Genomic DNA, 22,297 nt, shown 5'->3' on the forward strand with positions numbered 1-22,297 from the left:
GACGAGGCGGTGCTGAACTATATCGTCTCGCGCTACGGCGAATTCGTGCTGCTGAAGCCGCGGTTCAGCATGAAGACCGGCCTGCTCTGGGGCGCCCCGGCACTGCTGGTGCTCGCCGGCGGGCTCTCACTGCTGGTCTTTGCCCGCAGGCGCTCAGGCAAGCCGACGGGCAGCAAGCTGACGGCGGATGAGGGTGATAAACTCGCCCGACTTCTCGAATGAGCCCGTGCTGTTTGATGGAGATCAACGCGGAAGCCTCGACCTGACGCTATCTTCATCGGAATACACCCCGATGCGAGGCAGCGCCATGCAGGCAAAAGACATAATGACCACCAGCGTGGTTTCGATCCGCCCCACGGTCAGCGTGCGCCACGCGGTTTCCGTCATGATGCAGGCCAATGTCAGCGGACTTCCGGTCGTCGATGACGGTGGCCGCGTCTGCGGCATGCTCACGGAAGGCGACCTGTTATTGCGCAGGGAAATCCGCGCCACCACTCGGTCGTCTCGGGCAGGCGAGATCATTTCCGAGATCGACCTCGAGCGCTACATTTGCACCAATGGCTGGTCGGTCGCCGATGTCATGTCCCCGGACGTTATTGTGGCGACCCCTGACAGCGAGGTTTCCGACATCGCAGAAAGTCTCCAGGCGCACCGTATCAAGCGGTTGCCAATCGTCGAGGACGGGCGTCTAGTGGGAATTGTTAGTCGCAGGGACATTCTGGGCATCATCCTGGATGCGCCGACGACCGCGCTCCCGCGAGAAGACGAATCCGTCCGGATGGCCGTTCGTACGCGTCTGCGATCCGACCTGGGGCTGACGCCGCAGAAGGTCCAGGTCTCCGTCAAGGATGGACAGGTGACGCTGGATGGGCAGGTGGAATCGGAACTGAAGCGCAAAGCAATCCGGATCCTGGTGGAAAGCCTCGGGGCCGGTGGCTACCGAGATCGGTTGCGAGTGACCCCGCTCCCCAACACTGACTTAGGTTAGGGATCGAGCCTGGCGGACCTGCGGGTATCGAAGGACCACTTTGCAACGCCAGCGCATTGCCTGCAAATCTTATCGATTGCCGTAGCGGCACCTAAGGTTTCCGGCCGCCGGTCACCGTGGCTTGATTTTCGGCGCTTCGTGCATCTCGTCCCCAAACTGACCGTGCCACGACCACATGAATATCTCCTGCCGCTCGCGACAACAGAGGCGTGCGCCACAGGGATAGCTCACGGTGATTAGCTGTTCGGTGTCGCCGAGAGGTTGATCGTTGATGAGGCAGTGGGGGGCGGCCGGTTCAAAGGCAAGCGCTAAAGCAATGCCGGAGCGGGAGTAATCGACGAAGAACATCTTTCTGGCTTGCAGAAGCAGCCGACATACGCTGGCCTCCTGTCAGCGAGGAGGCTTGCCCGGCGTCGCGCCCTCGTGCCGGGCAAGCCTCTGCCAAGTCCCTCGCTTGACACGGGACACCCCCGACTCGCCAGAGGATCTTAGGGGAAGCCGTAGTTCGTCTCTTTGACCGGCGTCAAACACTTCGAACGCCTGTCGCGGAACCAATCTCATTTTGAGGCCACGGCGCCGGCGATGGCCGGGGCAATCTCGTTTGCGAGACTGCTCTCGTCGAGTGGACCCACGTGCTTGGCGACGATCCGGCCGGACGGGTCGATCACGAAGGTTTCGGGAACGCCGTAGACGCCCCAGTCTATGGAGTTCCGTCCATCACGATCGGTCCCAACCGCCGCGAACGGATTTCCATTGTCACGAAGGAAGGCCAATGATTGTTGCGGGTCGTCCTTGTAGTTGACGCCTACAAGCCTGACCCGCCTGTCTTGGGCAAGCTTCATCAAGATCGGGTGTTCCTGTCGACAGGGAATGCACCAGGAGGCGAATATATTCACGACGACCACGCTTCCTGCCAGACCGGTGTCGGTGAGGCCCGGCTTCCCGAGGCCGGCGAGCGGAGGAAGATTGACGGACGGATGCCGAAGTCCGATCAGCGCCGAAGGAAGCGCCGCCGGCGAATATCCTTCCGACGCTTCCCGGTACAGGGTGTTTCCAACGGCCAAGGCCAGTCCAAGGAAGACGAAGAGAGGGACGCCGGCGAGCGCGTAGCGCCGCATCTCATTCGCCTTCGCGACGCTGCCGTCGACGGACGGCTGAGATGGCCGCGAGCTGTCGGCGATAGCCTCGACCTGCAAACAGCACCTTCAGCGCCACTATCGTCATGACCGAAAACGTCAACGCATAGGCTGCGGTCACATAATATTCATGGTTCATCCCGGTGTTCCCTGTGAACTGCGGCCCTTGCCGCGAGCCTTTGGTAGGAGATCAGCTTCCTTCGCCAGATCTCGTTTCTGATCGACGCGACATAGAGGGTCGCAAACAGTGTGCCGAAGGCAAAACCCATGACCAGGAGCGGACACAGGAATTCGATATCCAACGCGGTTCCACCCAGTCTCAACACGCTGGCGGGCTGGTGAAGCGTGTTCCACCAGTCCACGGAAAACTTGATGATGGGAATGTTGACGAACCCGACGATGATCAACACGGCCGTGACGCGGGCGGCGCGGATGGGTTCATCGATCGACCGGTTGATTGCCTGGATGCCGAGATACATGATGAACAGGATGAACATGGATGTCAGCCGCGCATCCCATACCCACCAAGTCCCCCACATGGGCTTGCCCCAGATGGCCCCAGTCACCAGGGCCACGAATGTGAAGGCCGCTCCAAGCGGCGCCGCGACCCGTGCTGAGACGTCTGCCAAAGGGTGCTTCCAGACCAGGGAGCCGATCGCATTTGCCGTCATCATTGTGTAGCAGAGCATTGCCATCCAGGCTGCGGGCACATGCACGTACATTATCCGGACGGTCTCGCCTTGTTGATAATCGACGTCGGAAGAAAAGCTGAGATACAGGCCTGCTGCGAAGCTGATTGTTGTAAGGCACAGAAGGTAGGGAAACGCTCGCTCGGCGAGTTCCAAAAATCTCGCGGGTTGCGCGAGAGTGGCAGCAGCATCGGCCAAATGTGAAAGGGGGCTCATGCGCCGTTCTTAACGTTACGTGTCCATTCGACAATTGATGCGGATCAAATAACGGCGCGATATTTCGGGCGAGGAGAGAGGTTTCGGCCCGTAGGTGGGCCCCTGCATTTGGCTGGCGGATCGATTGGCAGCTATTTGACCAACGTCAAATACGGCTTCGACGGGTCGATGTATCGATGGCGGCAAATCAGGAGCACCTGCATGGATTTCGAAGCGTTTTTCAAAAACGAGTTGGACGGGCTTCATGCCGAGGGCCGTTACCGCGTTTTTGCCGATCTCGAGCGTCACCGCGGCAATTTTCCGCGCGCGACGCGCCATACCGCCGATGGCGAAAAGGAAGTCACGGTCTGGTGCTCCAACGACTATCTCGGCATGGGCCAGAACCCGAAGGTGATCGAGGCGATGAAAAACGCCATCGACCACTGTGGCGCGGGTGCGGGAGGCACCCGGAATATTTCTGGCACCAACCACTACCACGTCATGCTCGAGCGTGAGCTTGCCGATCTGCACGCCAAGGAATCAGCCCTGATCTTCACCTCGGGCTATGTGTCCAACTGGGCAGCGCTCGGCACGCTCGGCGCCAAGATCCCCGGCCTGATCATCTTCTCCGACGCGCTGAACCATGCCTCGATGATCGAAGGCATCCGTCATGCCAAGTGCGACAAGGTGATCTGGAAGCACAATGACGTCGCCGATCTCGAAGCCAAGCTTAAGGCCGCCGATCCGAAGGCGCCGAAGCTGATCGCTTTCGAAAGCGTCTATTCGATGGACGGCGATATCGCCCCGATCAAGGAGATCTGCGACCTCGCCGACAAATACGGCGCGATGACCTATCTCGACGAAGTGCATGCGGTCGGCATGTACGGCCCGCGCGGCGGCGGCATTGCCGAGCGCGAGGGGCTGATGGACCGGCTGACCGTCATCGAGGGTACGCTCGGCAAGGCTTTCGGGGTGATGGGCGGTTATATCGCCGCGTCTTCAGCGCTTTGCGATTTCATCCGTTCCTTTGCCTCCGGCTTCATCTTCACCACGGCGCTGCCGCCGGCGCTTGCCGCCGGTGCGGTTGCCTCGATCCAGCACCTGAAGGTCAGCCAGTTCGAGCGCGCCCGCCATCAGGACCGGGTGCGCAAGCTCCGGATGCTGCTCGATCAGAGCGGCATTCCGCATGTGCCCAATCCGAGCCATATCGTGCCGGTGCTGGTCGGCGATGCCGCCAAGTGCAAGTGGATCTCCGACCTGTTGCTCGACAATTGCGGCGTCTATGTCCAGCCGATCAACTATCCCACCGTGCCGAAGAAGACCGAGCGGCTGCGCATCACGCCGACGCCGCTGCATTCCGATGCCGATATCGCCCATCTGGTCGAGGCGCTGCATTCGCTCTGGTCGCGCTGCGCGCTGGCTAGGCATGTCGCCTGATCGGGCTTATCCGATGATTGCCGAAGCGGTCTTCGCGCAAACTGAATTATACCAGCCACGTAGGGGGAGATATTCAACAGGCAGCGCTGACGCACGCGCATTGAAAAGATTGTCATCCGCCTGGGAATTCGTGACGTCGTCCGTGGCTCACCCTATCGATATCGACTTTTGGGACGGCAGGCCCTCTTCCGGGTTGATTGGACGATCTCGATTGAATCGCGCCGCTCCGTAGCCTTGGTACCTTGCCGATCGTGGAGCCCAGGTCCTTCCATTTCCCGCATTGCCGCTCGTTATTGATCGCGATCAAAGACGAAATCAGCTTTGCAAGGGAGAAGGATACCATCAGGAACCAGGAGATAACGGCATTGATGATCGCCCAGCACGACCGCCAAACCGACACCCCATCGGCGCAAACGCTCGGTATCACGAACCCGGGGGAGAAAGCTCCGCGTTCCAGAAGAGCGATCGGGCCGCTATTCCGGCTATTGCCTACGCTGCGGTCGCATCGGAGGTTGGCGGTCCTCGCTGCGATTTCTTTGACAGCCGCCGCTCTTATCTCGCTTGCACTCCCGATTGCAATGCGGCGGATGATAGACAATGGCTTCAGCCGCACGGACGGCGACTTTATCAACCGTTACTTCCTCATGCTGATGGCGCTTGCCGTCGCGTTGGCCTTGGCGAGTGCTTGCCGCTACTACTTCGTCACGATACTGGGAGAGCGCGTCGTCAGCGACCTGCGTCAGGCGGTCTTTCGCAAGATCACTCGGATGCCTGCAAGTTTCTTCGACGCCAACAGGTCCGGTGAGATCGCATCGCGGCTGAGCGCGGATGCGGCCCAGATAAAAGCGGCCGTAAGCTTGACGGCCTCCGTCGCCTTGAGGAACTCGATACTCTGCATCGGCGCGCTCGCCATGATGTTTGTAACCAGCCCCGGTCTCTCGGCTATCGCCATCGGCGCGATCCCGCTGGTTGTCGCCCCGATGATCATCTTTGGCCGATCGGTGCGAAAGAAGTCCAGAGCGGCACAGGATAGGCTGGCCGACGCCTCCGCCTTTGCGAGCGAAATGATCGCCGGTGCCCGCACGGTACAGGCATTCAATTTCGAGGACGCTGCTTGCCGCAACTACGCAACCGACGTCGAGGTGTCATATCTCTCATCCGTCGCGGCCGCCCGCGCTCGCGCAACGCTTACCGCTGTCGCGATCGCCCTCGTGTCTGCAAGCGTCGTGGGCGTGCTTTGGATTGGTGCGCACAGTCTACTATCAGGGACCATCTCAGCCGGAAGCCTGAGCCAATTTCTCATCTACTCCATAATCGCAGCCGGATCTCTGGGCTCGCTTTCTGAGGTCTGGGGCGAACTGGCGCAGGCCGCAGGCGCAGCGGAACGCCTTTTCGAGCTGCTGGACGAGAAAAGCTGCGAGCGTAGCAATAGCTCATCGATCCCACCATGCAATGCCGTCAGGGGAGCTGTTGAAATCTCCAATTTGCATTTCCGCTATCCCGGCGCACCGGAGCAGGAGGTTCTGTCGGGCCTGTCTCTGAAAGTAGAGCCCGGTGAGACGGTTGCCATCGTCGGCCCCTCCGGTTCGGGAAAAAGCACGCTCTTTTCGCTGCTTCTTGGCTTCTATGAAAACTATGGCGGCAGCATTTCGGTCGATGGCCGGGACATCAAGGTTTCGGCGCACGAGGAATTGCGGAGGGCGATCTCGATCGTGCCGCAGGATGTCATGATGTTTGCGGCGCCGGTTTCCAAAAATATCGCACTTGGGCGCCCGGATGCCGATGCGGACGACGTCGTCACAGCGGCCAGAAGAGCATGTGCGCATCAGTTCATCTCTGCTCTTCCAAACGGCTACGACACGGTGGTGGGCGAGCGCGGAATGACGCTTTCCGGAGGGCAACGTCAGAGGATCGCGATAGCCCGGGCGGTGCTGAAGGACGCGCCGATCCTTCTGCTCGACGAAGCGACTGCAGCCCTTGATGCCGAGAACGAGGCTTTGGTGCAGGAAGGCCTTGAAGGTCTGATGGGCGATCGCACGACCATTGTCGTGGCACACCGACTTGCCACGGTCTTAAAGGCTGATCGCATTCTTGTCATGGATCACGGGAGGATCGTGGAGGAGGGGACGCACGCGTCTCTCATCCGCAAGGGCGGCCTCTACGCGAGGCTCGCCGAGCTGCAGTTCGAGCCGGCCCGGCCACCGGCACAGGATGCCGCATGATGGATGCTAACGCCAGCTACCCCGACCCTATCAAGATCGGCACGCGCGGCAGCCCGCTGGCGCTTGCCCAGGCCGCGGAGGTCGCCGCCCGCTTGGCGGCATGTCACGGCCTTCCACAAGCGCAGTTCGAGATAATCCCTTTGGTCACGAAGGGCGATCGCCTGCACGAAGCTCCGCTGCCCGATGTCGGAGTGAAGGGCCTGTTCACCTTGGAGCTGGAGGAACGTCTTCTCTCGGGCGAACTGGACCTTGCGGTGCACTCGGCTAAGGATGTGGCGACGGTGTTGCCCACCGGTCTGAGTCTGAGCGCCTTCCTTCCCAGGGAGGACGTCCGCGATGTCTTCATCTCGCGGAGCGGATACAAGCTTTGGGAGTTGCCTCCGGGCGCGATTGTCGGAACCTCTTCGATCAGGCGGCAGGCGTTGGTCTCAATGCATCGGCCGGATCTCGTCGTCGTGCCTTTCAGAGGCCTTGTGGGAACGCGTCTCCATAAGCTGGAGAGCGGCATCGTCGACGCGACGCTGCTGGCCATGGCTGGCCTGAATCGGCTGGGAATGTCTCATGCCGCTACGCAGCTCCTCGATCCGCGTGAGTTCCCGCCTGCCCCCGCCCAAGGGGCGATATGCATTGAAACTGCGGTCACAAACCGCGCCATCACGGGACTTGTCTCGGCGCTTAACGACCCGGCGACCGCTGACGCCGTGACAAGCGAGCGTGCATTCCTCCGGAGGCTGGACGGTTCCTGTCGAACGCCAATAGGCGCTCATGCCGTCTGTCATGGGAGCGAAATCGTGCTGCGCGGTATCATGATAGATCCGCGGGGGACGAACCCTAAGAAAGTCGTCGTGCGAGGCCGTCGAGGCGCCGCGCAAAAAGTCGGTGAAGAAGCCGCCGGCCTTATTCTTTCGGGGGTGTTTCGTGAACCTGCATCGGCGTAGGGCGACGATTATGCGGGCCTCCTGTACGCCGGACGTAGCTCGAAGAATGCGCTTGGACAAGCGGTACACGGTGGCCTTCACATATTTACAGTTTACTCCGCCTCTTGATCTCACGTCTTGAGCGCGCGTTTGAAAGTCCTGACAGCAAACCGACAGCTCGTGACTTCTATTGATCGGAGGTCGCCCGGACGGGTGTAGTCAAAGGATGAAAACCTCATGTTTAAACTGATCGCCGCTGTCGCAATCGTCGCCGCCACACCGATATTGGCGTTGGCTAGCCCAAGTTGCACCAAGGAGCCGAAATCAAAGTGGATGTCCGAAGACGCCATGAAGACCAAGATCGATAGTCTTGGCTACAAGGTGAAGACATTCGAAATCACCGGCAATTGTTATGAAATCTACGGCAAGGACAAGGATGGCAAGCGAGCCGAGGTCTATTTCAATCCGGTATCCGGTGATATTGTCCAGAAGGGCGACTGAGGATGACGGTGATCTCACCAAGGAAGGAGGGCGCATCGCCCTCCCACGCCGCTGCGAAAAGCGTCAAGGTCTGGGATCCGGTTGTCCGGGTATTCCACTGGACCGTCGTCGTTGCCTGCACCCTCAATCTTTTCATTTTGGAAGAGGGCAAATACTGGCATCGCATGACGGGCTATGTGGTGGCCGCTGCGATCGGCATTCGACTGATATGGGGTTTTGTGGGAACGAAGCACGCGCTCTTCAGCGACTTCTTTCCGACGCCACGTAAGGTCATCGATCAAATCCGGGGCATTGTCGGTCGGAACGAGAAGCGGCATCTCGGCCACAGTCCCCTGGCCTCTGCGATGATGCTGTTGCTGATCGCCCTTCTCATGGCAACTGTCACGACTGGTTGGATGACGACGCTGGATGCCTTCTGGGGCGAAAAGTGGTTGGAGCGATTGCACGGCACAATTGCCAACAGCATCATGGTGCTTGCTTTTATCCATGGTGGCGCTGCTATTTTGGAAAGCTGGCGGCATCGAGAAAATCTCGTCTGGTCGATGGTTACAGGTCGAAAGAAGGCATGAGAGTTCTGCTCATCGAGGACAGCGCGCGGCTTCGAGACCTCCTTTGCGAGGCGATCAGGGACGAAGGCTGGAAGATCGACGCCTTCGGGACAGCGCAGGAAGGCCGGCTTGCGCTCCGTGAGGGTGAGTACGATCTCCTGCTCCTCGATCTTGGTCTGCCTGACGAAGATGGCATCGACGTCTTGAAGTCTCTTCGGGTCGCTGGCATGCATGCACCGGTCCTTCTTTTGACGGCGCGTGGTGCGATTGACGAGCGGATAGTTGGGCTTGATGCAGGCGCGGACGACTACCTGGCCAAGCCGTTCCACAATGGCGAACTTGTGGCTCGGATACGCGCACTGATGCGCCGGGCTCCCCTTATTTCAATGCCAGTGCTGGAATATGCAGCAATTCAATTCGATGTCGCTTCACGACGGGTGATTTGCGCCGGCACCGAGATCGCACTTGCCCCTTCGGAGAAAGGATTGCTCGAGCTTCTGATGCGTAATGGTGGCAAGGTGGTCGCAAAATCAAGGATTGAGCATACCTTCTCGGAATTTGGCGCTGAAAGAAGTAGCAACGCTGTCGAGCTGGCGATCTCCCGCTTGCGCAAGAAGTTGGAAGGCCATGAGACCTGCTCATCGATCGAAACAATCAGAGGGGTTGGCTATATGATGCGCGAGGTACGCGATTGAGCCGATCCCGTCCGACGCTCGGAGCCATTTTGGCGCGCCGGATTGCCTTCTTCGCGATCCTGGCCATGCTGCTGCAGCTCGCCGTTGTCTTCTCGGACTACTACTGGAATGTAGGTGAGCTTTCTCGGCTGTTCGTCGAGCAGGAAACGGAGCGGCTCGCATCTGGGATCGTGGTCGATGGAGCCAGCGTTCGGTACCGAATTCCCGAAAGTGTGCAAGAGCGTTACAGTCAGGGTGGCGCCGGCTACGTGGCCCGTGTCCGTGACGCAAGCGGCGCTCTCCTGTTCGAATCTTGTGATGCCGCCTGCGAGGACCGCTTCCTCCCGGCAGATGTCAACCCCCCGGATTTCTGGTTGCGATCCCTGACGCCCGGCAAGCCGTTGTCGCTAGTCGGCGGCAGGGCATTTTTCATTGGAAGTCAGCGTTTTCTTGTCGACATCGCAACGATCAATGATCCTTCCGATGTCATGTCCGATGTCCTTTGGAACGAGGTGATGGAACACCTGATCGTGCCGATGAGCATTCTCCTGGTCCTCGTCCTCGGTGGAACCTTGTTGTCCGTCCGGCAGGCATTGCGTCCGGTGCGGGCCGCGGCAGAAGCGGCCGATCGGATCGAGCCAATGGATTCCCGTTCGCATCTGGATTTCGACGAAATGCCGCGAGAAATCGCCCACCTCGCCGTCGCGGTCAACCGCGCCTTCAAGCGGGTCGGTGAGTTAATGAAGTCGCAAAAGATTCTCACGTCTGGCATCGCCCATGAAATCCGAACACCGCTTGCGGCTTTGAAGCTGGAACTCGGGCATATCGACCACCCTCGTGCGAGGCAGGCGGAGGCCGACGTCGACGATCTCGTCCGTTTCGTCGGCCAGCTTACAGCCCTTGCACGGCTCGACAGCGTTGACCAAAGCATGTTCGAGGAGCTCGATCTCGTCGAGTTATCGTCATCGGTCGTGACGCAACTCGCCCCATGGGTCTACGAAAACAATCATTCGCTGGAGTTCGTGTGTCAGGTCCAAGCCGCTGGGCTGCAGGGTGCCCCCGCTCTGTTGAGAGACGCGCTGCGCAATTTAATCGAGAATGCGGTCCGCCACACTCCCCATCATTCTACTATAATCGTCCGTGTCGGTGACGGCACAATCACCGTGGAGGACCGGTATCCGCAAGGAATACCACAAGATGCCGCAAACGAGAGAAGTTCCGATAGCCTCGGGATCGGACTGAAGATTGTCGGACGTATTGCTGAGATACATCAAGGGTCACTGTCGAAAACAAGATCCAGGTCGGGACACATCTTTGAACTGAACCTTCGGTGAGGTTTGCGCGAAGCATTCGCCGACTTGCTCGTCGGACGAGCTACCCTCGCTAGTAAAGCCTGTTGCGCAAGGCTACGCCCATCAAATGGCCGCGGCCAATGATGGCCGCGCGATGGTCCGAGGACACTCCAATGCATGTCGCCCTGAAATGTGCAGCGGTTCCGGGATAGCGACTGCATCAAAACAAAGAGCTAAAGCGCGTCGCATGAATCAAGTTTGATGCGATGCGCTTTAGCGGGTCGAGATCCTTTGTCGAGAACGTTGCCGCGAGCTCCAATCAATGCGACAGGAATATCGGGGTCCTACCGTCTTCGATCATGCTGCGGGTCACGCCCCCGAAAAGCGTCTGTTGCCAGCGCGGGTGGTTGTACGCGCCCATGACGATCAAGTCTGCGTTCACGTCAATCGCATGCTGTCTGATGATCGCGTCGGCACTGCCTCCGCCGCTGGCCAATCGATCCACCTGCACCTTCACCCCGTGGCGGGCCAAAAAGGCTGCGATATCGGCGCCAGGTTCCTCTCCATTCACTCGCTCCCGTGATATCGGATCGACCATTGTTACGTAAACACAGTCTGCGGCTTTCAAAAGGTCGAGCGATTGCCGGGCGGCGCGAGAGGCTTCGTCGCTCGAGTCCCACGCCAGAAGGATCGATTTCGAGACCGAAGGGAGCGGGGACGTTCCACGGTTGATGATAACCGGCGTCGGCGTCCGGAACAGCGCGCCGGCTATGATGCGTTTTTGCAGGTCCTTGTCCTTCGCGGCCTGCCGGCCTACCAGCACGACATCGGCGTAGAGCGCACGCTCAGCGACGTCCTCCTGCGCAAAGGCAAACTCCGTATAGATGTCCTGGACGTCGTAGGACAGATCGGTGCGCGCCAGATAGGTGCGGATCTCCTCTGCGCTTTTCGCGAGGCCGTCGATTTCACGTTGCCGTTCCTCAAGCCAGACCACCGAAGCTGCGCCGTACGCTCCGTCCATTGGAGCCAGGCCGATGGAAATCACTGTCGCGCTGAGATGCGCGCCCGACGCGGCGCAAAAATCCACGGCAGCCTTCAGATCCTCATGGAAGTTGGTGGAACTCAGTATGCTCAATACTGTGCGAATGGCCATGGCGGTCACCTCTCTGATTGAATGGAGGGATGATATCGATGCCGAAAACGATGTCTTTGATCTTGGTCAAGAAGGGTCATCGTCCCAGAAGTGCCTGGCATCCTTCTGTGCTTGTTTGCGCAAGATCAAAGCCGCGGTCGCCAAGCGGTGGCAGAGTTGAAATCGCACCTCGGCGCCTTGATCAGACCTGAATGGGGCGGTTGACGCAATTTCCGCTGGCCCGGAGGTGAGGCCAGCGCATCCATAAGGCGACCTGTATGGACACCACGGCAACACGGACCACCCTACTTGATTTGAAGCGCGAGCTGACACGTCGCCTTGAAGCGATCAACGCTGACCTGTCGGCAGCACTCGATGCGGACAGCGGCGAGCGGGCTATGCAGGTCGAGAACGACGAAGTCCTTTGGGGGATGCGAAACGAGGGTGCTCAGCAGATCGCTGCGATCAACGCAGCGCTGGAACGGCTCGAAGACGGAACCTATGGAAGGTGCGCCCAATGCCATCTCCCCATAGCTCATGATCGTCTCTCCGCAGTTCCCTATACGCCGTTTTGCGCAGAATGCGCCCGATCCCATTAGTCGTTGATCGAAGCGCGCGCTCACAGGAGCTACGACCATGACCTTGTCTGCAGCCTTGCGAACCAGCGAGCGACCAGGATTCGGCGGGGTCCGGCGACAATTTCGGAGCGTTGGTTGGCGTGCAGCCTTCCTCGTCGCCGCGTGCCTGCTGACAATCGCTGCAGCGAGCGGTTTCCACATTGCCGGATATGTCGTTGCTTACAAGGTCGTACTCGTGGGCAGCACAGCCGCTGTCTTGCTTTCATTGCTCGTCGAGATCGCCGGAAAGCTGACGCGGCGTGACTTCGGTCTGGACCTGATCGCTGCGCTGGCTATGGCATCTTCGTTGTGGTTCGGGGAATACCTCGCGGGTGCAGTCGTCGGACTGATGTATTCAGGTGGTCAATTCCTGGAGGCCTACGCGCATCGGCGCGCCGACGAGGGAATGTCGGCGCTCCTGGCGCAGGTCCCGCGCACGGCGTTGCGGCTGGCCGGAGGCGGCCTTGATGAGATTCCCATCGAGGAGATCGACACTGACGACGTTCTCCTGATCCGAAAGGGCGACGTGGTCCCAGCCGATGGGATGCTGGTAGGCGAAATCGCAACCATCGACCAGGCTGTCCTCACCGGCGAGCCTTTTCCTGTCAATATCAAGACGGGCGAACGTATTTCGAGCGGCGCCACCAACGCCGGCGAGGCGTTTGAAATCCGTGTCCTGAGTCGTGCCGAGGATAGTGCCTACGCCGGAATTGTCAGGCTGGTTGAAGCATCGAAGCGCTCGAAGGCGAAGCTGATGCGCCTGGCCGACCGGTTTTCGATCTGGTTTCTTTTCGCCACGATCGTAGCCGCGGGCGCGTCCGCAGCACTTTCCGGAGACATGTCGCGCATCGTAGCCGTCCTGGTCGTCGCAACGCCCTGTCCCCTGATCCTGGCTGTTCCAGTCGCCCTTGCCGCTGGGACTTCAAAGGCCGCCAAGGAGGGAATTCTGGTCAAAGGTGCAGGTCCCCTGGAAGCTCTCGCCGGTGCCTCCGTTGCGGTTTTCGACAAGACCGGGACCATTACTGCTGGGCAGCCAAAGGTCGCACGGATTGACGGCCCCGAGAATCCCGAGAAGATTCTGAGGCTGGCCGCCTCGCTTGATCAAGCCTCAGCCCATGTGATCGGTCGGGCACTCGTAGAAGAAGCCCGAAGGCGTGGCTTGATCTTGAGCAGCCCGGCGAAGGTCACGGAGATTGCCGGCTCCGGGATATCGGGAACGGTGGAAGGTGTTCGTGTCAGTGTTGGAAGCGATACCTATTTCGACGAAGTCTTACCGGCCGGCGCAGAATCTCCCGGTGCCTTACGCGCGCAGGTGCTGATCGACGGCCGGCTGGCCGGCACAATTACGTTCGAAGATCGGCTTCGCGCTGACGCCGTCCAATTGGTCGAGCAGCTTCGGCGGTCGGGGTTTTCCCGACTTGTGCTTGCTTCCGGAGACGAGCTTTCGGTTGCGACCGCAATAGCTCGCCCGCTTGGCCTGGACGATGTGAAGGCAAGGCTCAGTCCGCAAGATAAAGTCGACGTCATCGAGACGGAGCGGGTCAACGGACGGGTATTGATGCTAGGGGACGGGGTGAACGATGCGCCGGCTCTGGCAGCGGCGGACGTCGGAATCGCTGTCGGCGTGACAAACCTTGCGGCCGCTGCGGAGGCGGCGGACATCGTCCTCGTCAGGGACGATCTCACCAGAATCGTGGAGGCGATACGAATTGCGCGCCGATCTCGCGAGATCGCCCTGCAGAGCGTATATTGGGGCGTCGGCCTTTCACTCGTCGCGATGGTTTTCGCGGGCGCCGGCTATCTGCCACCGGTCGGTGGGGCTCTTCTCCAGGAGGCGATCGACGTAGCGGTCATTCTGAACGCGCTTCGCGCCCTTTCCTAATGAGAGAGTAGAACCGGCAGCTCGCATTTCGCCAGCAGTTCGCGCGTCACCCCACCGAGGACAAACTCTCGAAAGCGCGAGTGGCCATACCCACCTGCGACCAGAATGTCAGCCTTCCGTTCCAATGCCGCCGATTGAATCGCCGCAGCAGTGGTCTCTCCCGCCGCCTGAATCGGCACGTCCTCGACCTCGAATCCCGCGTACTGCAGATATGAGATCAGATGCACGCGGCTGTTCTCGTCGGTGTGCTTGTCTTCGCCTGCCGAGATGACCTGCACCTTGCTGGCGTTTTCCATGAAGAGGCGGGCACAGCAGATGGCACGGGCCGCCGTCGCGCTGCCGTCCCAGGCTATGGCGACCGTGTCGACGCGACAGCAGGTTCGGGATGCGGGAAACAGCAGGAGTGGGCGGCCGCTTGCAAAGAGCAACGTCTCGGAAAGCCCGCGAGTAAGCTCGGAAGCTTCTACGAGCGACACATCATGAGTTTTCGACATCTCCGCGAAGGCGCCCAGAACGTTTGCTTCCAGTGAATCGAAGTCATGTATCCGCACACCCACTCCGCTTTCGCCGGCAGCGTCAGAGATATGATCCTTGAGCGAAGCTCCGCAGGTCCCACTGTACCGCTCAGCCTGCGCCCGCCAGGCATCAACATCGATCGCCGTTGGAAAGGGCTGCCGAACGGGCGGTATCCGCACTTGTGGGATGCTCGCGACGAGATCCGCGCCGTGCTGACGCGCCAGATCAATGGCATTGCCGATGATGGTGAACGAGCTTGGGTCCGGATAAGTCATTAAGGGAAGATGGAACTGCGGCTTCATTCTCGCCTCCTGAAGTTAGATCTCACCTTGATCATGCCGGTCGAGCGACCATTTGCATTGCGCTTGATCAAGGCGGCACTCCAAAATGGATATCATCGTGCCTTCAATCCAAATGACGGGTCGGCGATGACCACGCGGCGGGTGGGCTGAATCCGCGAGAGTGCTTGAAGCTCGACCTTTCGCATGATCGAACAGGGTTGTCAGGACAGGAGGTGTTGGATGCACTCGGCGGCGAGGGAAAAGGCCGACCGCTTCAGTCAGCCTAAGCGACACGCTTCGAAGTCGTGCTGGAGGCGCCGCCGTCGGCCCAAAGGTCTTGCTTCGAACTTCATCGCGCTGGCCGCACCCGATCTCGAGCAACTCAGCGCCCATCTCGGCCAAGGCTCGATCGGCGTGGATGCCCTGTCCGTCGTTCAGCGGCGGTGTCTTACGGCTTCCACGAAGAGCTTGAAGGCCGGGGAAGACACCCTGCTGGGGTAGTACAGGTGATAGGCGGGCAAGGGCGGCGTCCAGCTCTGGAGAACGGCGACAAGCCGACCCTCGGCCAGGTGTTTCTCCACCTGATCAAGGGGCATGTAGGCGAGCCCGCATCCGTCGAGCGCGGCATCGAGTATCAGATCGATCGTGTTGAAGACGAGTGGGCCGTCGACACGAACCCTGACCTCGCGACCGTCCTGAAGGAAGCGCCAGGCATTGAGGACCCCGCTGGTCGGGAGGCGAAGATTGATTGCTCGATGTTCGACGAGGTCTTCCGGGGTCGCCGGAGGTGCGTGCTGCTTGAAATACGCGGGTGATCCGACGATTGCCATCGGAACGTCGTCACTGATCCGGACGGCGATCATGTCCTTGGCCACCTGCACTCCGAGCCGGACCCCGGCATCGAACCGATCAGTGACGAGATCGACCAGGCCGTAGTCGATGATTATCTCGATGACGATGTCGGGATAATCTTTCAACAGCTTCGTCACCGCTGGTCGCAGGATGGTCCTCGCAGCATGCTCGACGGTCGTAATGCGGATGGTTCCCGCGGGCTTGTCACGGAACTCGCTAAGGTCGGCGACCACTTGATCAATGTCCTGCAGCATCGGCCTGAGCGTCTGGACAAGCCGCTCCCCGGCTTCGGTTGGGGCTACGCTGCGGGTGGTTCGCGCTAGGAGACGGACGCCCAGCTTCTCTTCGAGCCGCCGGACGATCCCGCTGAGTGCGGACTGCGAGATGCCGAGCTTGTTGGCCGCGCGGGTGTAATTGCGCTCTTCGGCCACAACGACGAACGCAGTCAGGTCGGCCATCTCTTCGCGGCGCATCTATCACCTTACTGATAAGTTCAAGCAGATCTCTGCCATAGAGTGATAGCCGCAACAGGCCTATTTTTCCAGTTATCCACTGAGAAGTGGATTTGCCCATCCGCAATCAGGAGAATGGAAATGGGAAAAATCAGCTTCACCAACACGAACAATCCGACGATCACCATGTCGGCAGTCATCAATTTCCCCGAAGGGTTCGATGAGGGCCGCAAGTACCCCGTCATCGTCGTCTCGCATCCCGGCGGCGGTGTGAAAGAGCAGACGGCTGGCACCTATGCCAGGAAGCTTACCGAAGGGGGCTTTGTCACCATCGCTTACGACGCCTCCTACCAGGGTGAGAGCGGCGGCGAACCCCGTCAGCTTGAAAACCCCCATGTCCGTACCGAGGACATCAGCGCTGTCATCGACTATCTCACGACGCTTCCTTACGTCGACCGGGACCGGATCGGCGCGATGGGGATATGCGCGGGGGCGGGCTACACCGCCAACGCTGCGATTCAGGATCGCCGCATCAAGGCTGTTGGTACCGTCAGCGCCGTCAACATCGGCTCGATGTTCCGCAACGGCTGGGAGAACACGGTCAAGGACGCCGATGCAGAACCCGTCCTGGCAATGGGAAGCGCTGCTCGCACCAAAGACGCTGGTGGCGGCAGCGCCGAGATCTTCCCGCTGGCACCGATGAAGGAGTCCGACGCTCCAAACGAGGAACTGCGGCAGGCCTGGGAATACTATCACACGCCGCGCGCCCAATGCACGACCTCGCCGGGCTACATGACGGCACGCAGCCTGTCCCAGATCATCGCATACGACGCGTATCACAAGGCCGAGGCCTTCCTCATGCAGCCGCTTCAGATCATTGCGGGAAGCGTCGCCGGCAGCAAATGGATGAGCGACGACCTCCTCGCTCGCGCTGCCAGCAAGGACAAGAAGCTCTACATCGTCGAAGGCTCCAACCACATGGATCTCTACGACGGGCAGAAATACGTCGATGAAGCCGTCTCGGTTCTGGAGCCGTTCTTCAAGACAAAGCTCACAGGCGGCCATGAGGCGCAGCAGGCAGCCGAGTAACCGACCCCGATGCCGATGGGGTTTCGGCCCCATTGAGGCTATCCGAAGGAGAGAACCATGGAATCCGTGAAGATCAGAAATGCCGACATGGCCTGGGACATCGCTGCCAACATCCAGTTCCCGCCGGGGTTCAGTGAGACCTTAAAATATCCGGCCGTCGTCTGCGTCCATCCATTCGGAAGCTGCAAGGAGCAGACTGCGGGAAACGTCTATGGCAAGGCGCTCGCCGAGCACGGCTTCATCGCCATCGCCTATGACGCAAGCTTCCAAGGCGAGTCCGGTGGCCAGCCGCGCGGGATCGAGGATCCAAACCAGCGCGTCGAGGACGTAAGCCGTGTCATCGACTATCTCGTCACCCTGCCTTATGTCGACGAGCAGCGGATCGGAGTGCTGGGCGTCTGCGGTGGTGGGGGCTACGCCATCAATGCCACTCTTACCGAGAAGCGCATCAAGGCTGTCGTGAGCATCACGGGCGTCAATATCGGGCGGCTGTTTCGTGAAGGATTCAGCAACTACGATCCGCTCGGTGCGCTGGAGGCAATGGGCAAGCAGCGCACCGCGGAAGCACGCGGCGGCGAGCTTCAGGTCAACGAGCTTCTTCCGCCTAGCCCCGATGCGGCGAAGGCCAGCGGAATGACGGAACGCGATATCTTCGAGGCAACGGACTACTACAAGACGGACCGCGGCCAGGAGCCTGGTGGTGCGGCCCGCATGCTCTTTTCCCATGCCCAGAAGACTCTCGCTTGGGATGCCTTCGCGTTCGCCGAAACGCTTCTCACGCAGCCTGTCATGGTCGTGATCGGTCAGAAAGTCGGGGCATTCGGGGCGTTCCGCGACGGAATGGAAATATATGGCCGGGCAACGGCGTCCGCGGATCGGCGGCTGATTTCACTGGAAGACTGGTCGCATTACGATCTCTACGACAAGACGGAACCCACCGGGTTGGCGCTGCAAGAACTCGTACCGTTCTTTAAGAAGCACCTGCCGGAGAAGGCGCCGGCACTCGGAAAGAGGCAACCGAGTGAATTCACGGGTCCGAGCAGATCGTAAGGAGGTAAGGTAATGAAACGGGTTTTCATCTTCGGAGCGGGCGGGCAGATCGCCCGCTGGGCGATAAAGCTGCTATCGGATGAGAACACCGTTGAGATAAGCCTCTTCCTGCGATCTGCCAGTAAACTTGATCATCCGGCACGCCGGCGATCTCGACCGTGCACGCGGTGCTCGACCGCAACGGTCTGGTCCAGCCGCAAACGACGACGCAACAGGGCGCAGGGAACACCACTCTCCCAACCTCGCCCACCCAACGACCTGTGGTGCGCCGATGGGTCGATACCCGAAATTCGAGAATGCTGAACAAAATTCGGGAGCACGCCAACAAGCAGAAATCGCATGAGCTTGATCTCTACTATGGAACTTCAGCATAGCGGATGATGCTCTGATTTTGCACGTTGGCGACCAATTCATCAGAACGAGACAAAAATCGGCGGAGCAAAGGTGAGGAATTTGAATCGTTGTATCCTAAGGTGAGATCAATTGTCGGAGGCACCCCCTCAAGTGCTCTGGCAACGACATTTGGCGTCAGCATATTTTGCGCATAAAGCGGAATAAGCGTTATTCCACCTGTAGACACGACGAGCGACATTGCTGATGGCAGGCCGTCACCTTCGTATTCTGCCTTGAGTGTGATCCCAACTTCCGACGCGTAATCTTGGATCACGGATTGCAATACGGGAGAAATTCTAGCCGAACTGACGTAAGTTTCGCGGGCAAGGTCCTGCGGCCGGATCTTTTTGCGCGACGTCAAGCGATGGTCCGCCGGCAGTACGGCGATCAGTGGCTCCTTCGCTAAAAACTGGAAGGACACACCAACACTCTGCGTCTCGGGGCGAAGGAAAGCGACGTCCAGCTTGCCTCGCATCAGTGCCAGAGCAAGGTCCGGGGAAGACTGACTGGACAGTATGATTTCAACCTCCGGCGCTTCCTCACGAATAATGCGCAATGCATGGGGTAGCCACACGACCTCTTGTCCTGCGAGAAAACCGATAGTGAATGACTGCTTTTGCGGCCGTTCCGCCCGCCTGGCCCCTTCCGCAGCCGCCTCGACTTGCAATAACGCCAGCCGCGCGTGATCAAGAAACACTTTGCCGGCGGCGGTGAGCGTCACGCCGCGTGGCTGCCGTTCCAGCAGTTTGACACCGATTTCGGTTTCCAGATCGCGAATTTGCCTGCTGAGTGAGGGCTGGGAAGTGTGTAGCCGCCGCTCGGCTGCGGTAAGGAAGCTTCCTTCCTCCGCAACAGCAACAAAATAGCGTAAATGCCTCAGTTCCATCGGGTCCTCGCTATACATTCAAGGCATAGCTCGAACGTACAAGGTATTTGTCCTTGATAAAGGGGGGATTTAGTCAACGTCGCAGTTTTGGGATATGATCGAACACGCCTCACCGGAGGTATTTCGCAATCAGCTGTATCCAAAAACGAATGTTCAACAGGGCAGATGGAGCGACACGATGCCTACAATTACTACGACGGACGGCGTAAACATCTTCTACAAGGACTGGGGCTCAGGCCAGCCAATCGTATTCAGCCACGGCTGGCCGCTGTCGGCGGACGACTGGGATGCCCAGATGACCTTCTTCCTTCGCCACGGCTACCGGGTGATCGCCCACGACCGGCGCGGCCACGGCCGGTCCGACCAGCCCGGCACCGGCAACGACATGAACCACTGGGTTGCCGACCTCGCGGCCCTGACCGAGCACCTCAACCTGCGCGACGCGATCCACATCGGCCACTCCACAGGTGGCGGTGAGGTGGCTCGCTATGTCGCCCGCCACCCGGAGCGCGTCGCGAAGGCAGTACTGGTCGCTTCCCTGACGCCGAACATGTACCGGAGCGAGGAAAACCCGTCCGGTCAGCCGCCGGAGTGGTTCGAAGCGATCCGCGCGGGCGTGCAGGGCAACCGGTCGCAGTTCTTCCGGTTCGTACCTGAGAACCCGTTCTATGGTTACAACCTCGACGGGGCCGAGTCTTCGGAGGCGATCATTGCGAACTGGTGGCGCCAGGGCATGGCCGGCGGTGCCCTGGCTCACTACGCGACTGTCGACTCTTGGCTGGAAGATTATACCGAAGACCTCAAGAAGATCACCGTGCCGGTGCTCGTGATGCATGGCGAGGCCGATCAAGTCGTCCCCTTTGCAAGTTCCGTTCCGCGTGCGGTCGACCTGCTCAAGAACGGGTCGCTGAAGACCTATCCGGGCTACCCCCATGGCATGCTGACCACACATGCAGATGTCCTTAACCCCGACCTGCTGTCGTTCATCAGGTCTTGACGACATCGACCGGACCGCGGCCTTCATCCAACGTCATCAGGACGATCTGTCACCCGGCAGTGCCGGGTGACACCTGTTGGTGTTGGTACGTGGAGCGTTGGCGGAGGGTGCTTCCGACCGTGGCAATTTGCTTGGTGCGTAGGGAAAGATGCAACTTGTCGCGTTTGAATTTTTCGTTGCGGTAGCTGATTACTCTACCGGCCGAGATGGCTGGGCGTCTCGGCTTCGACATCTAGGATTTAAGAGCGGGGGGCCGTCGATTTAATGTCGGAAATACTACCAGCTTCCGAAGTGCTCATTTAGGTTCGTTTTTCGGCTTCCGGCCTTTAGGTAAGTTCAGGCTGGCGTTGCTGTCGTCTTTGAGTTTTATGGCGCTTAGCTCGATGGCAGCTTTTGGGACACTGGCCATAGTGTCTTAAAGGCTGAAATGCGGGCGCAAAGCCGCCGCCATCTCTGCGGTGACCAGAATGGGACCGTGGAAAAATTGGCGCACCCGACAGGATTCGAACCTGTGACCTTTGGAATCGGAATCCAACACTCTATCCAGCTGAGCTACGGGTGCATGCCTGAGGCGGTTTGAATCGCCTGTCCGATGGGTGGTTCTTAGCCTAGCTTGCGGCCGGCTTCAATCGCGAAATTCTCAGAAATACCGATGCTTGCGGTTTGCAGGGTGTTTTTATTGGTCAGCCTGAGGATTGAACGAAAAACTCCGCCGGCCTTGCGGGCGGCGGAGCGGTTGTCTGGGGCAGGGCGCGCCTTACAGCGGTCAGATCTGCATGGCGCCGGGGCCGGGGATGGCCTTGGGCGGCACCTTGCCGAGGATGATCATGCCCAAGACTTCGTCCTTGGTTACATCCTCGGTGCGGGCGTGGCCCACCAGCTGGCCGTTCTTCATCACCGAGACCCGGTCGGCGAGGTCGAAGACGTCGTGGATGTCGTGGCTGATGAGGAAGATGCCGATGCCTTCCTTCTTCAACTGCTTGATCAGCTCGCCCACCTGCGCCGTCTCCTGCGGGCCGAGGGCCGCCGTCGGCTCGTCCATGATCAGGATGCGGGCGTTGAAGAGGATGGCGCGGGCGATCGCCACCGATTGCCGCTGGCCGCCGGAAAGCGCCTTCACCGGCTCCTTGAAGCGCTTGAAGTTGGGGTTGAGCCGCCCCATCACCTCGCGGGCCGAAGCTTCCATCGCCACGTCGTCGAGCGTGCCCCAGCGGGTCTTCAGCTCGCGGCCGAGATAGAGGTTGGCGGCGGCGTCGACATTGTCGGCGACAGCCAGCGTCTGGTAGATCGTCTCGATGCCGTATTTCTTGGCATCGCGCGGGTTGCGGATGTCGGCCGGCTCGCCATTGATCAGGATCTCGCCCGAGTCGCGCTTATAGGCGCCGGAGAGGATCTTGATCAGCGTCGATTTGCCGGCGCCGTTATGGCCGAGAAGAGCGACCACTTCGCCGGGGTAGAGATCGACCGAGGCATTGTCCACGGCATGGATGCCGCCGAAGGAGATCGAGATGTTTTTCAGTTCCACAAGGGGAGTGCGTTGATCAGCCATGT

At 59.7% G+C, this 22,297-nt stretch carries 23 protein-coding genes, 1 tRNA gene and 1 pseudogene; 15 read left to right on the forward strand and 10 right to left on the reverse strand.

The genetic code is table 11. The features are described from left to right. Together FHX14_RS30235 and FHX14_RS30240 are read left to right on the forward strand one after the other, a co-directional pair. Positions 1-222 (forward strand): cytochrome c-type biogenesis protein (locus FHX14_RS30235; protein ID WP_184380679.1); only part of this gene is annotated, 222 nt, incomplete at its 5' end. A gap of 85 nt (positions 223-307) precedes the next feature. After that, on the forward strand, positions 308-988 hold the full coding sequence (locus FHX14_RS30240; RefSeq protein WP_003592795.1) for a CBS domain-containing protein: 681 nt from the start codon (positions 308-310) through the stop codon (positions 986-988). 111 nt (positions 989-1,099) lie between these two features. Here FHX14_RS30240 and FHX14_RS30245 read toward each other — a convergent pair whose 3' ends face one another. From FHX14_RS30245 to FHX14_RS30260, 4 genes are all read right to left on the reverse strand, one after another. Continuing rightward, positions 1,100-1,336, reverse strand: a complete 237-nt coding sequence (locus FHX14_RS30245) for a hypothetical protein (protein ID WP_184380681.1) — start codon at positions 1,334-1,336, stop codon at positions 1,100-1,102. A 209-nt stretch (positions 1,337-1,545) separates the two neighbouring features. Beyond that, complete coding sequence (locus tag FHX14_RS30250) at positions 1,546-2,106, reverse strand: DsbE family thiol:disulfide interchange protein (protein WP_184380683.1); 561 nt, start codon at positions 2,104-2,106, stop codon at positions 1,546-1,548. 1 nt (position 2,107) lies between these two features. Next, entirely contained in the window at positions 2,108-2,263 is a 156-nt protein-coding gene (locus tag FHX14_RS30255; protein ID WP_003592797.1) for a heme exporter protein CcmD, read from the reverse strand. Continuing rightward, positions 2,253-3,029 (reverse strand): heme ABC transporter permease, encoded by a 777-nt coding sequence (locus FHX14_RS30260; RefSeq protein ID WP_184380685.1) that lies wholly within the window; start codon positions 3,027-3,029, stop codon positions 2,253-2,255. Before FHX14_RS30260 ends, FHX14_RS30255 begins: the two co-directional genes overlap by 11 nt. A gap of 201 nt (positions 3,030-3,230) precedes the next feature. On the opposite strand from FHX14_RS30260, the gene hemA reads away from it, so the two are divergent. The 7 genes from hemA to FHX14_RS30295 all read left to right on the forward strand — a co-directional run bounded on the left by hemA (position 3,231) and on the right by FHX14_RS30295 (position 10,641). Continuing rightward, positions 3,231-4,445: a 5-aminolevulinate synthase gene (hemA, locus tag FHX14_RS30265; protein WP_179612115.1), complete on the forward strand. Its 1,215-nt coding sequence runs from the start codon at positions 3,231-3,233 to the stop codon at positions 4,443-4,445. 368 nt (positions 4,446-4,813) lie between these two features. Next, the gene (locus tag FHX14_RS30270; RefSeq protein ID WP_210301181.1) at positions 4,814-6,667 is read left to right on the forward strand and encodes an ABC transporter transmembrane domain-containing protein; all 1,854 of its coding nucleotides are present in this window, start codon (positions 4,814-4,816) and stop codon (positions 6,665-6,667) included. Further along, entirely contained in the window at positions 6,664-7,605 is a 942-nt protein-coding gene (gene hemC / locus FHX14_RS30275) for a hydroxymethylbilane synthase (protein WP_184380687.1), read from the forward strand. Before FHX14_RS30270 ends, hemC begins: the two co-directional genes overlap by 4 nt. 216 nt (positions 7,606-7,821) lie before the next feature. After that, on the forward strand, positions 7,822-8,085 hold the full coding sequence (locus FHX14_RS30280; RefSeq protein WP_184380689.1) for a PepSY domain-containing protein: 264 nt from the start codon (positions 7,822-7,824) through the stop codon (positions 8,083-8,085). Between the two features lie 2 nt (positions 8,086-8,087). Further along, positions 8,088-8,654, forward strand: a complete 567-nt coding sequence (locus FHX14_RS30285) for a cytochrome b/b6 domain-containing protein (RefSeq protein WP_184380691.1) — start codon at positions 8,088-8,090, stop codon at positions 8,652-8,654. After that, a complete protein-coding gene (locus tag FHX14_RS30290; RefSeq protein ID WP_184380693.1) occupies positions 8,651-9,328 on the forward strand; it encodes a response regulator transcription factor in 678 nt (225 codons plus the stop codon). The genes FHX14_RS30285 and FHX14_RS30290 overlap by 4 nt, the downstream gene beginning before the upstream one ends. Next, positions 9,325-10,641, forward strand: a complete 1,317-nt coding sequence (locus FHX14_RS30295) for an ATP-binding protein (protein ID WP_184380695.1) — start codon at positions 9,325-9,327, stop codon at positions 10,639-10,641. The genes FHX14_RS30290 and FHX14_RS30295 overlap by 4 nt, the downstream gene beginning before the upstream one ends. Positions 10,642-10,918: 277 nt before the next feature. Here the strand turns inward: FHX14_RS30295 and FHX14_RS30300 are convergent, their stop codons facing one another. After that, positions 10,919-11,752, reverse strand: coding sequence for a universal stress protein (locus tag FHX14_RS30300; RefSeq protein WP_184380697.1), 834 nt, complete (start codon positions 11,750-11,752; stop codon positions 10,919-10,921). A 257-nt stretch (positions 11,753-12,009) separates the two neighbouring features. On the opposite strand from FHX14_RS30300, the gene FHX14_RS30305 reads away from it, so the two are divergent. Together FHX14_RS30305 and FHX14_RS30310 are read left to right on the forward strand one after the other, a co-directional pair. Continuing rightward, a complete protein-coding gene (locus tag FHX14_RS30305; RefSeq protein ID WP_003592815.1) occupies positions 12,010-12,330 on the forward strand; it encodes a TraR/DksA C4-type zinc finger protein in 321 nt (106 codons plus the stop codon). 37 nt (positions 12,331-12,367) lie between these two features. Further along, complete coding sequence (locus FHX14_RS30310) at positions 12,368-14,230, forward strand: heavy metal translocating P-type ATPase (protein WP_184380699.1); 1,863 nt, start codon at positions 12,368-12,370, stop codon at positions 14,228-14,230. Here the strand turns inward: FHX14_RS30310 and FHX14_RS30315 are convergent. Both FHX14_RS30315 and FHX14_RS30320 read right to left on the reverse strand, forming a co-directional pair. Next, positions 14,227-15,048 carry a universal stress protein gene (locus FHX14_RS30315; protein ID WP_003592819.1) on the reverse strand — a complete coding sequence of 274 codons (822 nt, stop codon included), beginning with the start codon at positions 15,046-15,048 and terminating at the stop codon, positions 14,227-14,229. The two genes, FHX14_RS30310 and FHX14_RS30315, sit on opposite strands and share 4 nt — an antisense overlap. Before the next feature lie 413 nt (positions 15,049-15,461). Beyond that, entirely contained in the window at positions 15,462-16,352 is an 891-nt protein-coding gene (locus FHX14_RS30320) for a LysR family transcriptional regulator (protein ID WP_184380701.1), read from the reverse strand. Between the two features lie 120 nt (positions 16,353-16,472). Here FHX14_RS30320 and FHX14_RS30325 point away from each other — a divergent pair, with 120 nt between their 5' ends. From FHX14_RS30325 to FHX14_RS33245, 3 genes and pseudogenes are all read left to right on the forward strand, one after another. Beyond that, positions 16,473-17,420, forward strand: a complete 948-nt coding sequence (locus FHX14_RS30325) for an alpha/beta hydrolase (RefSeq protein WP_003592825.1) — start codon at positions 16,473-16,475, stop codon at positions 17,418-17,420. Positions 17,421-17,477: 57 nt separating this feature from the next. Beyond that, positions 17,478-18,470 (forward strand): alpha/beta hydrolase, encoded by a 993-nt coding sequence (locus tag FHX14_RS30330; RefSeq protein ID WP_184380703.1) that lies wholly within the window; start codon positions 17,478-17,480, stop codon positions 18,468-18,470. 140 nt (positions 18,471-18,610) lie between these two features. Next, a pseudogene (locus FHX14_RS33245) lies at positions 18,611-18,743 on the forward strand (integrase); the annotation flags it as partial. A gap of 82 nt (positions 18,744-18,825) precedes the next feature. Here the strand turns inward: FHX14_RS33245 and FHX14_RS30335 are convergent. Next, complete coding sequence (locus FHX14_RS30335; RefSeq protein ID WP_184380705.1) at positions 18,826-19,749, reverse strand: LysR family transcriptional regulator; 924 nt, start codon at positions 19,747-19,749, stop codon at positions 18,826-18,828. Between the two features lie 178 nt (positions 19,750-19,927). On the opposite strand from FHX14_RS30335, the gene FHX14_RS30340 reads away from it, so the two are divergent. Beyond that, on the forward strand, positions 19,928-20,746 hold the full coding sequence (locus FHX14_RS30340; protein WP_184380707.1) for an alpha/beta hydrolase: 819 nt from the start codon (positions 19,928-19,930) through the stop codon (positions 20,744-20,746). Between the two features lie 485 nt (positions 20,747-21,231). On the opposite strand, the gene FHX14_RS30345 is transcribed toward FHX14_RS30340, so the two are convergent. Together FHX14_RS30345 and FHX14_RS30350 are read right to left on the reverse strand one after the other, a co-directional pair. After that, positions 21,232-21,308 (reverse strand) — tRNA-Arg (locus tag FHX14_RS30345). A 204-nt stretch (positions 21,309-21,512) separates the two neighbouring features. Then, entirely contained in the window at positions 21,513-22,295 is a 783-nt protein-coding gene (locus tag FHX14_RS30350; protein ID WP_003592835.1) for an ATP-binding cassette domain-containing protein, read from the reverse strand. Positions 22,296-22,297: the final 2 nt, after the last annotated feature.

Source organism: Rhizobium sp. BK619 (assembly GCF_014195245.1).
GTDB classification, from domain to species: Bacteria; Pseudomonadota; Alphaproteobacteria; order Rhizobiales; family Rhizobiaceae; genus Rhizobium; species Rhizobium acidisoli.